The 14,734-nt window shown below is 67.2% G+C and carries 14 protein-coding genes; 11 read left to right on the plus strand and 3 right to left on the minus strand.

Going from position 1 to position 14,734, the window contains the following annotated elements; translation table 11 throughout:
* Position 1 precedes the first annotated feature (1 nt).
* From EV641_RS11245 to mnhG, 11 genes are all read left to right on the plus strand, one after another.
* Positions 2–466, plus strand: coding sequence for an SRPBCC family protein (locus EV641_RS11245; protein WP_054719508.1), 465 nt, complete (start codon positions 2–4; stop codon positions 464–466).
* 85 nt (positions 467–551) lie between these two features.
* Complete coding sequence (locus EV641_RS11250) at positions 552–1,280, plus strand: phosphatidylserine decarboxylase (RefSeq protein ID WP_132471828.1); 729 nt, start codon at positions 552–554, stop codon at positions 1,278–1,280.
* A 65-nt stretch (positions 1,281–1,345) separates the two neighbouring features.
* Positions 1,346–2,200 carry a phosphatidylcholine/phosphatidylserine synthase gene (locus EV641_RS11255; RefSeq protein WP_132471881.1) on the plus strand — a complete coding sequence of 285 codons (855 nt, stop codon included), beginning with the start codon at positions 1,346–1,348 and terminating at the stop codon, positions 2,198–2,200.
* A 21-nt stretch (positions 2,201–2,221) separates the two neighbouring features.
* A complete protein-coding gene (locus tag EV641_RS11260; protein ID WP_132471829.1) occupies positions 2,222–4,420 on the plus strand; it encodes an AAA family ATPase in 2,199 nt (732 codons plus the stop codon).
* Position 4,421: 1 nt separating this feature from the next.
* Positions 4,422–5,600, plus strand: coding sequence for a hypothetical protein (locus EV641_RS11265; protein ID WP_132471830.1), 1,179 nt, complete (start codon positions 4,422–4,424; stop codon positions 5,598–5,600).
* 233 nt (positions 5,601–5,833) lie between these two features.
* Complete coding sequence (locus tag EV641_RS11270) at positions 5,834–8,671, plus strand: Na+/H+ antiporter subunit A (protein WP_132471831.1); 2,838 nt, start codon at positions 5,834–5,836, stop codon at positions 8,669–8,671.
* The gene (locus EV641_RS11275) at positions 8,668–9,354 is read left to right on the plus strand and encodes a Na(+)/H(+) antiporter subunit C (protein WP_054716319.1); all 687 of its coding nucleotides are present in this window, start codon (positions 8,668–8,670) and stop codon (positions 9,352–9,354) included. Before EV641_RS11270 ends, EV641_RS11275 begins: the two co-directional genes overlap by 4 nt.
* Positions 9,351–10,937: a Na+/H+ antiporter subunit D gene (locus tag EV641_RS11280; protein ID WP_132471832.1), complete on the plus strand. Its 1,587-nt coding sequence runs from the start codon at positions 9,351–9,353 to the stop codon at positions 10,935–10,937. Before EV641_RS11275 ends, EV641_RS11280 begins: the two co-directional genes overlap by 4 nt.
* Entirely contained in the window at positions 10,937–11,485 is a 549-nt protein-coding gene (locus EV641_RS11285; RefSeq protein WP_054716323.1) for a Na+/H+ antiporter subunit E, read from the plus strand. Before EV641_RS11280 ends, EV641_RS11285 begins: the two co-directional genes overlap by 1 nt.
* Positions 11,482–11,742, plus strand: coding sequence for a monovalent cation/H+ antiporter complex subunit F (locus tag EV641_RS11290; protein WP_054716316.1), 261 nt, complete (start codon positions 11,482–11,484; stop codon positions 11,740–11,742). The genes EV641_RS11285 and EV641_RS11290 overlap by 4 nt, the downstream gene beginning before the upstream one ends.
* Complete coding sequence (gene mnhG / locus EV641_RS11295; RefSeq protein ID WP_054716313.1) at positions 11,739–12,074, plus strand: monovalent cation/H(+) antiporter subunit G; 336 nt, start codon at positions 11,739–11,741, stop codon at positions 12,072–12,074. The genes EV641_RS11290 and mnhG overlap by 4 nt, the downstream gene beginning before the upstream one ends.
* Before the next feature lie 28 nt (positions 12,075–12,102).
* On the opposite strand, the gene EV641_RS11300 is transcribed toward mnhG, so the two are convergent.
* The 3 genes from EV641_RS11300 to EV641_RS11310 all read right to left on the minus strand — a co-directional run bounded on the left by EV641_RS11300 (position 12,103) and on the right by EV641_RS11310 (position 14,707).
* On the minus strand, positions 12,103–13,239 hold the full coding sequence (locus EV641_RS11300) for a glutamate--cysteine ligase (RefSeq protein WP_132471833.1): 1,137 nt from the start codon (positions 13,237–13,239) through the stop codon (positions 12,103–12,105).
* 78 nt (positions 13,240–13,317) lie between these two features.
* The gene (locus EV641_RS11305; RefSeq protein WP_132471834.1) at positions 13,318–13,968 is read right to left on the minus strand and encodes a superoxide dismutase family protein; all 651 of its coding nucleotides are present in this window, start codon (positions 13,966–13,968) and stop codon (positions 13,318–13,320) included.
* 97 nt (positions 13,969–14,065) lie between these two features.
* Complete coding sequence (locus tag EV641_RS11310) at positions 14,066–14,707, minus strand: LytR C-terminal domain-containing protein (RefSeq protein WP_132471882.1); 642 nt, start codon at positions 14,705–14,707, stop codon at positions 14,066–14,068.
* Positions 14,708–14,734 lie beyond the last annotated feature (27 nt).

The raw sequence follows: 14,734 nt of genomic DNA on the forward strand, positions 1-14,734 counted from the left end.
CATGTCGAAGACACTCGAAGCCACCATCGACGTCGCAGCAGACCCGAACCGGGTGTGGAGTGTCGTCTCGGATCTGCAGCGTATGGGTGAGTGGAGTCCCCAGTGCCGCAAGATGATCATCCGCGGCGGCAGCGTCGGCGCCGGAACCTCGACGATCAACATCAACCGCAAGGGCATCCTGGTGTGGCCCACCACGTCCAAAGTTCTCACGTTCGAACCCGGTCGCGAACTACGCTTCCGTATCAACGAGAACCGTTCGATCTGGTCGTTCGTCCTCGAGCCCACCGAGACGGGCACGCGGATCGTGCAGCGGCGCGAGGCTCCCACCGGCACCAGCAAGGTCTCGCAGACCCTCATCAAGTACGTCCTCGGAGGTCAGGAGAACTTCGACGACGACATGGTCGTCGGCATGAATTCCACACTCGCCCGGATCAAGAACGAAGCCGAGGCACGCGCATCCGTCTGACCACGCACCTCTGTACTCACGTACTCTCAGGTGTCCTGGGGGCGGCCCGGCCGGGCAACCCGATGAGCGTGAGTGAAGAGGAGCCGTGGCACGTAAGCCCACACCCGCTGGAACACCACCGACCAGCGGTGCAGCGCATGTCGTCGACCTGATCAAGAAGGCTGTTCCGCCGCTTCACCCGGGCGGTGTGCCGTTCGTCGCCGCACCCTTGGTCGTGGCCGCACTCGGCCGCAACCGCAAGTGGGTCCGCCGTGCGGGCCTCGCATCCGCCGCCGCGACCGCGACGTTCTTCCGGCACCCGCACCGGGTGCCGCCGAACCGGGTGGGCATAGTAGTCGCACCCGCCGACGGTGAGGTCGCACTCGTCGACACGGCCGTGCCGCCCGCCGAACTCGGCCTCGGCACCGAGCCGCTCCCGCGCGTGAGCATCTTCCTGTCGGTGCTCGACGTGCATGTGCAGCGCAGCCCCGTGGGCGGCATCGTCCGCAAGGTCGTGCACCAGCCCGGGAAGTTCCTCTCCGCCGATCTCTCCGACGCGAGCGAGGTCAACGAACGCACGAGCATGCTGCTCGAGATGCGCGACGGCACTCTGGTCGGGGTAGTGCAGATCGCCGGTCTGCTGGCGCGACGCATCGTGTGCGACGCACAAGTGGGCGACACGCTTCCCATCGGCGACACGTACGGACTCATCCGCTTCGGCTCCCGCGTCGACACGTATCTGCCCGCGGGCAGCACGCTGCTCGTCGAGCGCGGTCAGCGCACGATCGGCGCCGAGACGGTCATTGCCGCGCTGCCGTCCGCTCCGGTGCTGTGACTCCCCTCAAACCGAGTGTCCCCGCAGGGGACGCCAGCGGAGAGGCTCGCAGTCGCCCGGCGGCAGTGCGCCTGCTTCCGAGCGTGATCACGATCCTCGCGCTGTCGGCAGGATTGTCGGCCGTCAAGTTCGCCCTCGACGGGGAGCTCGGCATAGCCCTCGGAATGATCGGGGCCGCGGCGATCCTCGACGCCCTCGACGGTCGTATCGCGCGCTTACTCGACGCGACCAGCAAGATCGGCGCCGAGCTCGACTCGCTGTCGGATGCCATCGCATTCGGCGTCGCACCCGCACTCGTGCTGTATGTCACGTTGCTCGACGGCAGCGCGTTGGGCTGGATCATCGCGTTGTTGTACGCGGTGAGCATCGTTCTGCGCCTGGCCCGCTTCAACACCTTGCTCGAGGACGACTCCATCCCCGCGTACGCCCGTGAATACTTCGTCGGCGTGCCGTCACCTGCCGGCGCCATCATCGCACTGAGCCCGATCGCGGCGTACATCCAGTGGGGCGAGGGATGGTGGACGTCGTTTCCGCTCGTCGTGGCGTGGACGCTCTTCTCCGGTGGTCTGATCGTCAGCAGAATTCCCACCCTCGCCATGAAGTCCATGTCGGTGCCGCCACGCCTCGCGATCGGCCTGCTCGCGCTCGTCGCAGCCGGCGCGGCAGCGCTCGTCACCTATCCGTTCGTCCTGATGCTGGTACTGGTGGGCGTGTACCTGCTGCATATCCCGTTCGCGATCCGCTCGCAGCGGTGGGTCGCCGCACGCCCGGCGACCTGGGACATCAAGCCCTCGGAACGACGGGCGATACGCGCCGAGACGCGGGCTCTGAGGCCCCGGCGCGCCGTCGGCCGACGCATGCTCAACGCGACAGGACGTTCCTCGGCGCGCCTCGGGCTGCGTCGCCCGCGCGGACGCTGACCACAATCTAGGCTCGTTCGGGTGACCACCCCACAACTCGCGCTGACCGTCCGGCTCAACACTTCCGCGGCTGATGCCCGCCGCGGGGTCGTCCGTCTGCACCCGGAGGTACTCACCGCTCTCGGGCTCCGCGAATGGGATGCGCTCGCGCTCACCGGGGCGCGACGCACCGCGGCCGTCGCCGGGCACGCACCGGCCGGCACTCCCACCGGGACGATCCTCCTCGACGACGTCACCCTCTCCAACACCGGACTTCGCGAAAATGCCACCGTGGTCGTCGCACCCGTGACCGTGTACGGGGCACGCGCAGTGACGGTCTCCGGCTCGACCCTCGCCAGCACCTCGATCCCCGCCGCGACTCTGCGTCAGGCGCTGCTCGGCAAGGTCGTCAGCGTCGGCGACGCGGTGTCGCTCCTGCCGCGCGACCTCGGTCCCGGCACCAGCAGCGCCGACACCACGCGTGCACTGTCGCGCACCTTCGGTATCGCGTGGACGACAGAATTGCTCACCGTCTCGGCCGTCGATCCGTCCGGGCCGGTCAGCATCCAGCCGAACACTGCGGTGTCCTGGAGCACAGGGAACATCACCGGCGCTCGACCTGGACCCGTCGCACCGTCGATCACCGCACCGTTCTCCGAGCACACTCCCGAGACGGAGACGCAACGGCCGTCGGCGCCCCCCGTCGAAGATCTCGTCGGACTGCAGGCGCAGGTCGGCAAACTCTCCGAATGGCTCAAGCTCGCCCTCGACGAGCCGGAACTGCTGCGCACCCTCGGCGCGTCCCCCCACCTCGGTGTGATGGTGACCGGGCCCGCAGGGGTCGGTAAGACCACGTTCGCGCGGGCGGTGCTCGCGAACCGCCGTGTCGTCGAAGTCGACGGCCCGAGTATCGGCGCGCTCGCCGCAGAGGATCGGCTGGCGCGGATCAACGCGGCCGTCGACGCGGTTCGGAGCGGGGGCGTGCTGCTCGTCACCGATGTGGACACCGTCCTGCCCGCCGACGCGGAGCCGGTGGCGACGCTGATCCTCGAACAACTCCACCGCGCGATCGAGACCGACGGTGTGGCACTGGTCGCGACTTCCGCCACACCCGACAGCGTCGATCCTCGGGTGCGGACACCCGAGATCTGCGACCGCGAGCTGTCTCTGCCGCTGCCCGACGGCGCCACCCGCCGTGCCCAGCTCGAGGTGCTGTTGAGATCGGTGCCTTCCACCGGCCTCGACCTCGATGCGATCGCCGAACGCACCCCCGGTTTCGTGGTCGCCGACCTGGCCGCGCTGTGCCGCGAGGCCGCGCTGCGGGCCGCGTCCCGCGCAAGCCGCGACACCGACGAACCGAAGCTGACGCAGGACGACCTGATCGGCGCGCTCGAGGTGATCCGGCCGCTGTCCCGTTCCGGATCCGAGGAACTGGCGATCGGCAGCGTGAGCCTCGACGACGTGGGCGACATGGTCGAGACGAAGCAGGCACTGACCGAGGCCGTGCTGTGGCCACTGCAGCATCCCGACTCGTTCGCACGACTGGGTGTCGATCCGCCTCGCGGGGTGCTGTTGTACGGCCCGCCCGGCTGCGGCAAGACGTTCCTTGTGCGCGCACTGGCGAGCACCGGCCGGCTCAGCGTGCACGCAGTCAAGGGCGCCGAACTGATGGACAAATGGGTCGGTGCGTCGGAGAAGGCGGTGCGAGAACTGTTCCAGCGCGCACGCGACTCCGCGCCCTCGCTCGTATTCCTCGACGAGATCGACGCCCTCGTGCCACGCCGTGGACAGAGTTCGGACTCCGGTGTGTCGGATCGGGTCGTGGCGTCGTTGCTGACCGAACTCGACGGTGTCGAGCCTCTGCGCGACGTCGTGGTGGTCGGGGCGACCAACCGCCCTGACCTGATCGATCCGGCGCTGCTGCGCCCCGGGCGCCTCGAGCGGCTCGTGTTCGTGCCGCCGCCGGACGCCGAGGCGCGCGCCGCGATCCTGAAGACCGCCGGTCGCTCGGTGCCGTTGGACGACGACGTCGACCTCGACGCACTCGCCGAGGAACTCGACGGCTACTCGGCGGCGGACTGCGCCGCGGTACTGCGCGAGGCTGCGCTCGCCGCGATGCGGCGGCGGGTCGATGCGGCCGCGGTGACCTCCGCGGACGTCGTCGCGGCCCGCAAGGCCGTGCGTCCGTCGCTCGATCCCGTCCAGGTCGAGCATCTGCGGGCGTACGCGGACGGACGCTGACATGTCGCCGACCTCGACGTCCGTGCGGGCAAGTGCACCGGCCGCGCTCGCCGCGGCGGCATGTGCCTCCGCGGTCGCGGTGTTCGTCCTGATGGTCGGTGAGACGGCGCTCCCGACGGGCACCCGCAGCGACTTCTCACCGATGATCACGGCGGTCCTCGCCGTGGTGTCGGTGGTGGGTCTGCAACGGTCGGGTTCACCGCGGACGGCATGGTCGTTGGGTGCCGGCGCTGTCCTCGTGCTGGGCTCCATCCGGTACCTGGTGCCGGCGGGGGCCTCGGCCGACACTCTCACCACGGTCGGGCTGGTCACCTCCGGGACCACCGGAGTACTGCTCGGAGCGGCGGTCGCCGGAGCATGGGCGGGGTCGAACGGACCGTGGGCACTGCTCACAGGTGCGTGGTCTGCGTTCCTCACCGCCGCCGCAGTCGGTGTCCAGGTACCGGTCGATCCGGTGCAATGGACGATCACCCAGTGGCTGCTGGCGATCGCGCTGGTGGCGCTCGTTGCGGCGGCACTGACCGCGACGCCCGGAGGCCGGACGCAGGGGTTCGACCCCCGGCTACTGATGGTCACAGCGCTCGCTGCGGGCGTGTTGGCCGTCGGTTACCGGCTGCTCGGCGAACTGGTGACCTCCGAGGCCGGGGCCGGTGGAGCACGGATGTGGTTCGCCGCAGTGGGTGCTCTCGTGGTGATGGTGATCGGCGCCGAGGTCACCGCCCGCGTCGTGCCGTCGGGAGACGACCGGTTCGTGCTGGCGGTCACCGGCGCGGTGGCCGCGGTGTACCCGGTGATGCTCGAGTTGTTCGGCAGCGGACAGTGGTGGCTGCCGTTGCTCGTGGTCGCGGCCGCCGCCGTCGGCGTGTGCTGTTCCCCGTACGTTCCGTACGCGGCCGCCGGGCTCGTCGTGGCGCTGGCGGTTTCCACCGCTGCGGTGCTGTGGCCGCAGTTCGCCGAGAACGTTCCCCTGCCGGTTCGACTGGCGCTCATCGCCGCGGGAACCGGGCTGGCGCTCGCATCGTCGCTGCCCGGATCGGCGGCCGTCGCTGCACTGGGCCTGTCGCTACCGTTGCCGCTGACCGCCGTCATCGGAGCTGTCTGGCTGCTGCCGGCAGACACCGCGTGGACAGCGCTCGCACTCGCTGCAACGGGTGCCGTGTGCGCCTGGCAGGTGCGCTGAGTCACACCTTTTACGCGCGCAACCCCCGATTCGCAAGGATGCGAAGCCTCTCGTTAGTATGGGTGCATTCCGATTTGCCCATTAACGGCGAACGGCGCGCATGTCGGGGCGTCCCGCGTTTCGGCTCTTGTGTCGAACGCATTGACAATTCTGCAACGGTCATCGCCGCTGCAGACTGCTGAGAACAGAACAGTTTCACGCCGCCGACTGGCCCGACCCCGACGGAGTGCCTTTTGCTCGCCATACTCATCGCTCACGCGGTCGCCGCGATTCTGGCACCGCCGCTGGTCAGAGTCATGGGGAGAAATGCATTCCTGCCGTTGGCGCTCGTCCCGCTGGCAAGCCTCGGCTGGGTCATCACGAACTGGGGCACCGAGCAGACACTGAACATCCAGTGGGCCTCCGCAGTGTCGATGGATCTCGACATGCGATTCGATTCGCTCTCCGCCGTCATGTGCCTGCTGGTGCTCGGTATCGGCTCCCTGATTCTGCTCTACTGTGCGCGCTACTTCCAGGACGACGAGCCTCGTCTGGGGATCTTCGCAGCGGAGATGGTGGCATTCGCCGGCGCAATGTTCGGCCTGGTCACCAGCGACAACATGCTGGTGCTCTACACCTTCTGGGAATTGACGACGGTCCTGTCGTTCCTGTTGGTCGGCCACTATGCCGAACGTGCATCGAGTCGCCGCGCCGCGACACAGGCACTGCTCGTGACCACGGCCGGTGGTCTCGCGATGCTCGTCGGCATCATCATCCTCGGCCAGCTCGTGGGCAGCTACAACCTGTCCGCGGTGATCGAGGCCGCGCCCGACGGCTGGCTGCCCGCTGTCGCCATCGTGCTGGTGCTCATCGGCGCACTGTCGAAGTCCGCGGTGGTGCCTCTGCACTTCTGGCTGCCCGGCGCGATGGCTGCCCCGACTCCCGTCTCCGGATATCTGCACGCCGCCGCGATGGTGAAAGCCGGCATCTATCTGGTCGCACGTTTGGCACCGGCCTTCGCCGACGTGGCACCGTGGCGACCGATCGTGATCACCCTGGGCCTCGCCTCGATGATCCTGGGCGGCTGGCGCGCCTTCCGTGCGTTCGACCTCAAGCTGATCCTCGCGTTCGGCACCGTCAGTCAGCTCGGGTTCCTCATGGCGCTTGTCGGCATCGGTAGTCGTGAAGCCGCACTGGCCGGACTGACGATGGTGATCGCGCACGCCATGTTCAAGGCATGTCTGTTCATGGTGGTCGGAATCATCGACCACTCGACGGGCACCCGTGACATCCGCAAGCTCGCGCACCTCGGGCTGAGAGCCCCGGTCCTGGCGGTGGTGGCGGCCTTGGCCGCGGCGAGCATGGCCGGGCTACCACCGCTCATCGGTTTCGTCGGCAAGGAAGCCGCGCTCGAAGCAGCACTGGTCGCCGAAGTACTTCCGGACTGGGCGCGCATCGCCACGGTCGCGGGAATGGTGTTCGGTTCGATCCTCACCCTCGCCTACAGCATCCGGTTCATCTGGGGGGCCTTCGGTCGCAAGCAGCTCAAGCGGCCCAGCCCGGCGGTACAAGACCTTCACGCTCCCGGCTGGTTGCTGCTGTCGGCGCCGTCGCTGCTCGCGGTCTCCGGCCTGGCGGCCGGATTCGCGGCGCCCTGGGTCGATACTCTCGTCGCGCCCTACGCCGACACACTGCCGGCCTCGCTGGCCGAGCCTTACCACCTCGCGCTGTACCACGGGTTGACGTTGTCGCTTGCCCTGACCGCCGTCGTGATCGTGGCCGGAATCAGCCTGTACCTCGCACACCGCACAGTCGCACGATTCCGATTCGAGCACCCGCCGCTCGGCAACGCCGACCGAATCTACGACGCGACGCTGCGTGGCATGGACACCATGTCGACGCGGTTGACTAGTTTCATCCAGCGAGGTTCGCTGCCGCTGACCCAGGCCACGATCCTCATCACCCTGGTGGTTCTGCCCTCTGTGCTGCTGCTCACTTTCGGGGCCAGGGACACACCGGAAGTGCGTGCGTGGGACACCCCGTGGCAGTTCACCGTCGGCGTGATCATGATCGGCACAGGACTGGCCGCGACGGTGATGCGGAACCGGCTCGCCAGCGTCCTGATGGTCGGTGTCACCGGCTACGGCCTCGGTGTCCTGTTCGCCCTGCAGGGGGCCCCCGACCTGGCGCTGACGCAGTTCCTCGTAGAGACCGTCACCCTGGTGATGTTCGTGCTGGTGCTGCGGAAGCTGCCTCCCGAGAGCGATCGACAAGCCGAGATCGGCAAGCGCGGCCCCCGGGCCCTGCTCGGTGTCGCGGTGGGTTCGGTGGTGACCGTCGTCGGAGCATTCGCTGTGGCTGCGCGCACCGCCGAGCCGATCTCACTGCAACTTCCCGAGCTTGCGTACGAACTCGGCCACGGCAAGAACGTGGTGAACGTGCTGCTCGTCGATATTCGTGCCTGGGACACCCTCGGTGAGATCTCGGTGCTGCTCGTCGCCGCGACCGGCGTGGCGAGCCTGGTATTCCGCACCCGCCGCTTCGGGACCGCACCGCGCGTTGCCGACGCACCCGCCGCCCAGCTCGACGCGGCCGGGGCGAACTCCGAGATCACGTGGCTGCGCGGCGGTGATCTCATCGATCCGCGCTACCGGTCGCTGATCCTGGAAGTCACCACCCGACTGGTGTTCCCCACGATGATGGTGCTGTCGGTGTACTTCTTCTTCGCCGGTCACAACGCCCCGGGCGGCGGCTTCTCCGGAGGTCTCGTCGCCGGGTTGGCGCTGGTCCTGCGCTATCTGGCCGGTGGACGCTACGAACTCGGAGAGGCGGTTCCCATCGACGCCGGCAAAATCCTCGGCCTCGGCCTGACCTTCGCCGCCGGTACCGGACTGTTCTCGCTGTTCCTCGGCGCGCCTGTGCTCTCGTCCGCGGTCCTCGAAGTGACACTGCCGTTGATCGGCGAGATCAAGCTCGTCACCGCGCTGTTCTTCGACCTCGGTGTGTACCTGATCGTCGTCGGCCTGATCCTCGATGTGCTCCGAAGTCTCGGCGCCCGGCTCGACGCCGAGGTCGTGGGTGAGCGCCGATGACCACGAATCTCACATTGGTCGCCATCGTCGGTGTTCTGGTCGCCTGCGGTGTGTACCTCCTGCTCGAACGAAGCATCATCAAGATGCTGCTCGGCCTGCTGTTGATCGGCAACGGCGTCAATCTGCTGATCGTCACGCTCAGCGGCCCCGCCGGGGACCCCCCCGTCATCGGGGCCGACAACGTGAGACAAGAAGGCATGGCCGACCCGCTCGCACAGGCCATGGTGCTCACATCGATCGTGATCACGATGGGTGTCGCTGCATTCGTGCTCGCACTGACCTACCGCTCGTACACGTTCCGTGCACGTGACGAGGTCGAAAACGACCCCGAGGACACCATGGTGTCGCAGCGGCGAACCCTCGCCGATGCACCCGGTCGCGACCGCTCCGACGACCCCGTCACCGGCGAACCGAGCAAGAGCGGCGACGCGTTCGACGCGGAAGGCAATCCGATCCCGCTCGAGGCACTCACCAACATCGAGGACCTCGAGGTCTACGAGGACCTGCACGACGGCGATTTCGACGACCCCACAGACTCCGCGTACAGCGATCCGCGCAACCCCGGCAGCGGAAACCCGCGGCCCGCGCCGAAGGACGAAGTCGAAAGGAAAGCGCAGGACGAAGACAGCGTCAGAGAAGACGAGAGCAAGACCGAGGACGACGGTAAGGAGGACGACCGATGACCTTGGACACCGCCGTCCTCATCCCGCTGCCGATTCTCGTTCCGCTGCTCGCTGCCGCGGTCACCCTGATCCTGGGCCGACGTCCGCGCGCTCAGCGGTTTGTCACCGTCGTCGCGCTGGTTGCGTCGCTCGCGGTCGCAGTCGCGCTGTTGTACTTCGCCGACCAGGACGGCATCGAAGTCGTGCAGGTCGGTGGATGGGACGCACCGTTCGGCATCTCACTGGTGGCCGATCGACTCGCTGCCCTGATGCTCGTGATCGCAGCAATCGTGTTGCTGTCCGTCATGTTGTTCGCCGTCGGCCAGGGCATTCACGACGGCAACGAGCAGCAGCCGGTGTCGATCTTCCTGCCGACCTATCTCGCACTCACGGCAGGCCTGAACATCGCGTTCCTCGCCGGCGACCTGTTCAACATGTTCGTCGGATTCGAGGTGCTCCTCGCAGCGTCGTTCGTGTTGCTGACACTGGGAGCGAGCGCCGACCGCGTCCGCGCCGGGATCTCGTACGTCATGGTCTCGATGGTGTCGTCGATGGTCTTCCTGATGGGCATGGCCTTCGCCTACGCCGCGACGGGAACGTTGAACCTGGCACAGATGGCGTTGCGGATGGACGACGTGGCTTCCGGGACTCGCACCGCAATCTTCGGTGTGCTGCTGGTGGCCTTCGGCATCAAAGCCGCGATCTTCCCGTTGTCGTCGTGGCTGCCCGACTCCTACCCGACCGCCCCCGCCCCCGTCACCGCGGTCTTCGCGGGCCTGCTCACCAAGGTGGGCGTGTACGCGATCATCCGTGCGCACACCCTGATCTTCCCGCAGGGTGAGCTCGACAACGTCCTGCTCGTCGCCGGTCTGCTCACGATGGTCATCGGCATCCTCGGTGCGATCGCGCAGAACGACATCAAACGTCTATTGTCGTTCACCCTCGTCAGCCACATCGGCTACATGGTGTTCGGTATCGCACTGTCGAATCAGGCCGGGCTCGGCGGTGCGGTCTTCTACGTAGCGCACCACATTCTCGTCCAGACCACGCTGTTCCTGGTGGTGGGACTGATCGAACGGCAGGCCGGATCGGCGTCGCTACGTCGACTCGGCTCCCTTGCGGTGACGAGTCCGCTCCTGGCCATCCTGTTCCTCGTCCCCGCCCTCAATCTCGGGGGCATTCCACCGTTCTCCGGTTTCATCGGCAAGGTTGCACTGCTGCAGGCCGGCGCCGAGGACGGATCGGTTCTCGCCTGGATCCTCGTTGCCGGCGGCACTCTCACCAGCCTGCTGACGTTGTACGCGGTAGCCCGGGTCTGGTCCAAGGCATTCTGGCGCGCCCGCGCCGACGCGCCCGAAGGCGAGCTCGCCGACATCGGACCGTCGGCATTGATCGACGAATCCGAAGCCGACATCGCGTTCGAAGAGCGGGCCGACGTCGGGAAGATGCCACCCGGCATGCTGATCCCCACCATCGCGCTCGTGGTGATCGGGCTGGGAATGACCGTGTTCGCTGGGCCGCTCCTGGACATCAGCGGCCGCGCCGCCGAGAATCTGCGTGACCGCTCGGTGTACATCGAGGCCGTGTTGGGAGAAACGCCATGATCAAACGCGGCAATCTTCTGCGTATATCCGTGATCCTCTGGATGGCGTTCGTGTGGGTGATGCTGTGGGGCACCCTCAGCATCGCCAACGTCATCGGCGGGCTCCTCGTCGCGGGATTCCTCGCGGTACTGCTGCCACTGCCGAAGGTTCCGGTGGAAGGTCGCGCCCACCTGCTGTCGGCACTGCGGCTCGGGGTCTACATCTTCTACGAGTCGATCAAGTCGACGATCTCGGTCGCGTGGCTGGCGATCCGGCCTGCAGCGCCCCCGGTCACCGGTGTGCTGCGGTGCCGGCTGACGATCAAGTCCGATCTGGTGCTCACCCTGTGGACGGACATCATGAACAACATCCCGGGCACGATGGTGCTCGAAATCGACCAGGTTCGGCGGATCATGTATGTGCACGTGCTCGATGTCAGTACCGACAAGGCCGTTGCCGATTTCTACCGCTCGGCACGGTTGATCGAACGTCTTCTCATCGACACATTCGAACGGGACTCGGAGTGGCAGCCCAGCCCGTGGAGAAGCGGGACGGAGGAAACGATATGACCATCATTCTCGTGGTGTCGGGCGTTCTGCTGTTCGTGTCGGCTCTCCTGATCGGCTATCGGGTTCTCGCCGGGCCCAACTCGCTCGACCGCCTCGTCGGAGTCGATGCCCTACTGGCCATTGCCATCTGCGGACTGACGATCTGGATGGTGTACACGCGCGACACCACCCTTGCGCCGGGCGTGGTGGCACTGACGCTCGTCGGTTTCATCGGATCGGTCTCGGTGGCACGATTCCGGGTGCGTGACGAAGAATGAGCCACTTCTTCGACGTCGTCGGGCACGTCTTCATCCTCATCGGGTCGGTCATCTCACTGACCGCTGCGATCGGCGTCGTCCGCTTCCGCGACCTGCTCTCCCGAATGCACCCTGCAACGAAGCCTCAGGTCATCGGTCTGCTGTTCGTACTCGGCGGGGCGATGCTCAACCTGTGGGGCTCGTTCGACGTGTGGATGCTGGCGTTGGCGGGCATGTTCATGGTGCTCACCGCGCCCGTGATCGCGCACCGTGTGGGCCGCATCGCCTACCGGGAACAGCTCGGCCGTGACGGGCTGCTCGACGACGAGGACTTCCCCCAGTACCGGGCCTAAACGTGTGCCGTCCCCGGCTGGGGGGTGCTCAGCCGCGCAGTTCGTCGACCCGCAGTTCGTCGACCAACGAATCGACGACCGCGAGCAGGCTTCCACCGTTGCTCTCTGCGACGCGTCGCTGACGTTGGTACGACGCGCCCCGAACGGGGATGTCTGCGACGGCAGCGAGTTCGTCGGCGCAGCCCAGCCGCACCGCTGTCGGGGTGAGTTGCTCGAGCAGGTCGTGCAGATCATCGGTGACCAGTCGCTCATGACATGCGGGGTCGAGAATCACCTCGGCGTCGAGCCCGTAGCGGGCCGCCCGCCACTTGTTCTCCTTGACGTGCCACGGCTGAAGCGTCGGGAGTTCTTCGCCGCGGTCGAGGCATTCGTCGTAGTAGACCACGAGGCAGTGGACGAGAGCGACCAGCGCCGAGAGCTCGGTCACGTTGGTGATGCCGTCGAAGACCCGGACTTCCAGCGTGCCCCACTTGGGTGCCGGCCGGATGTCCCAGTGCATCCCGCCCGGCTTGCTGATGACACCCGATCTGAGCTGGTCTTCGATGAACCGGGTGTACTGCTCCCAGTCCGCGAAGTGGTAGGGCAGGCCCGCCGTGGGCAACTGCTGGAACATCAGTGCCCGGTTGCTCGCATACCCGGTGTCGAGGCCGGCCCAGATCGGTGACGACGCCGACAGCGCCAGCATGTGGGGGTATCTGACGAGGAGGGCGTTGAGAATCGGAATGACCTTGTGCGACGACGACACCCCCACGTGGACGTGCACACCCCAGATCAGCATCTGCCGACCCCACCATCGAGTACGTTCGATCATCTCGTCGTATTCGGGTGATTGGGTGACGACCTGGTCGGTCCACTGGGCGAACGGGTGGGTGCCCGCGCACATCAGGTCGACGCCCAGCGGATCGGCGGCGCGACGCAGCAGATTCAGCGATTCCTTCAGGTCGTCGACGGCCTCACCCACGGTGTCGTGCACGTCGGTGACCAGTTCGACGGTGTTGCGCAGAAATTCCTTGGTCAAGCGCGGTGTGTCACCAGGAAGTTCGCCGACCGCATCGAACACGACCGCGGCGGTGTTGGACAGTTCGCGGGTCGTCTTGTCGACCAGCGCAATCTCCCATTCCACACCGAGTGTCGGGCGCGGAGAACCCGGAAATTCGACAACCACCACTCGATCCAACCACAGGGCCCGCCCGACCGAGTGCCGGTCGGGCGGGCCCTGTGAGCGGAATTACGGGCGGTGTACTCAGGACACGACGCCGCAGGCGAGACGGCTACCGGCGTTGTCCTGATGCACGACCACCGAAGTGCCCTGATCACCCTGGAGATCCTCGAGAGTGAACTCGGCGGTGGTGACCGTCGCGGTCGCGGAGCCGTCCTCGTGGACGACGACGGAGAGCAGGTCGCCGCTCTCCGGGACGGCAGTGTGGCCGGGCGCCTGCAGGTGGCCACCGGCGGACAGGAACGCACCCGGTTCGCCACCGGCCGGAGGTGCCGACTCGGGCTCGCACACGCCGAACTCGTGGACGTGGACGCCGTGGTATCCGGGTTCGAGGCCCTCGACGTCGATGGTCACCTCGACGTTGCCGTTGCGCTCCGCGAAGGTGACCGTGCCGGCGGACTCACCCGCGACGGTCTCCAGGTCGGCGGTGAGCGCCGTACCCGACGCGGTCGCGCCGTCACCGTCGGACGCGTTGGCCTCGGCCTCGCTGCCGTGTGTATCGCTGCCGTGCGATTCGCCTTCCGGCGCAGGAGACCCCGTCCACACCGGCGGCGTGGTGCCCGGCACGCTGGTGGCTTCCTCGCTGTTCGAGCACGCGCTCAGGCCCACCGCGGCGATCGCGACGATCGGGGCCAGGGCACGCCAGGTCATGCGACGAGTGGAACTGGGGGCCATCAAACCGCTCCTTCGAAGTACCGAAAAGTCACCTGATCATAGCGGGGCCCGTTTGCGTGTCCTGTCGTGATGGCCGTGTCGTCCGTCTCGGCCGGTTTCACGGTTCCGCGACGATGACGATCACGCCCGGTGCCGAATCCGCGATTCCGTCGAAACGCGGCTGTGCGGTGACCCCGAGGGCATCGGCCACGGACTCCGCGGTTTCCTGCTCGCCCGAGCCGGTGCCGTAGTAAACGGAGGTCTGTGCCAGGAGGCCCTCGCTGTAGTTCCCCGTCTCGGCGATCGCGAAGCCCTCGTCTTCGAGCAGAGTGGCGGTCTGCGCGGCGAGCCCGGCGATGTTGCTGTTGTTGTAGACGCGCACGCTCGCCGACGACGCAGTTGCTCCGGAGCCCCTCGAACCCGGCGATTCCGTATCCGAGGACGCTCCGCCGCCTGCAGCCCCCGCACCCAGGGATGATCCCGACAGGGTTTCCGAAGTTGCCGGTGCCGACGCGGTGCCCGCAGCCCCGGCCGGCGAGGCGGGAGTCGGGGCGGTCGCGGGCGCCGGCGCCGCGGAGGTCGTCTCGGTGGTGGCTGCCGCTGTCGACGCTGTGTCGTCGTCCGAACCGCCGAGTGATGCGAATCCGAGCCCGGCGAAGAGGATCGCCAGGGAGATCAGCAGCATCGCAATGGCTCGTAGCGGTAACCCGGAGGATCCCCGGTTCACGTTCTCTGCGGTTCTGCTCACGCCCTCGACCATAGTTGGCCGATCGGCCGGCACGTGTCG

Source organism: Rhodococcus sp. SMB37 (assembly GCF_004345605.1).
GTDB lineage: Bacteria > Actinomycetota > Actinomycetes > Mycobacteriales > Mycobacteriaceae > Rhodococcus.

Bases quoted from the DNA above. Each gene is read 5' to 3' on its own strand.
- EV641_RS11245 (WP_054719508.1), top strand. From the start codon at position 2: ATGTCGAAGACACTCGAAGCCACCATCGACGTCGCAGCAGACCCGAAC.
- EV641_RS11310 (WP_132471882.1), bottom strand. From the start codon at position 14,707: ATGGTCGAGGGCGTGAGCAGAACCGCAGAGAACGTGAACCGGGGATCC.
- EV641_RS11265 (WP_132471830.1), top strand. From the start codon at position 4,422: ATGTCGCCGACCTCGACGTCCGTGCGGGCAAGTGCACCGGCCGCGCTC.
- EV641_RS11290 (WP_054716316.1), top strand. From the start codon at position 11,482: ATGACCATCATTCTCGTGGTGTCGGGCGTTCTGCTGTTCGTGTCGGCT.
- EV641_RS11275 (WP_054716319.1), top strand. From the start codon at position 8,668: ATGACCACGAATCTCACATTGGTCGCCATCGTCGGTGTTCTGGTCGCC.
- EV641_RS11280 (WP_132471832.1), top strand. From the start codon at position 9,351: ATGACCTTGGACACCGCCGTCCTCATCCCGCTGCCGATTCTCGTTCCG.
- EV641_RS11305 (WP_132471834.1), bottom strand. From the start codon at position 13,968: ATGGCCCCCAGTTCCACTCGTCGCATGACCTGGCGTGCCCTGGCCCCG.
- mnhG (WP_054716313.1), top strand. From the start codon at position 11,739: ATGAGCCACTTCTTCGACGTCGTCGGGCACGTCTTCATCCTCATCGGG.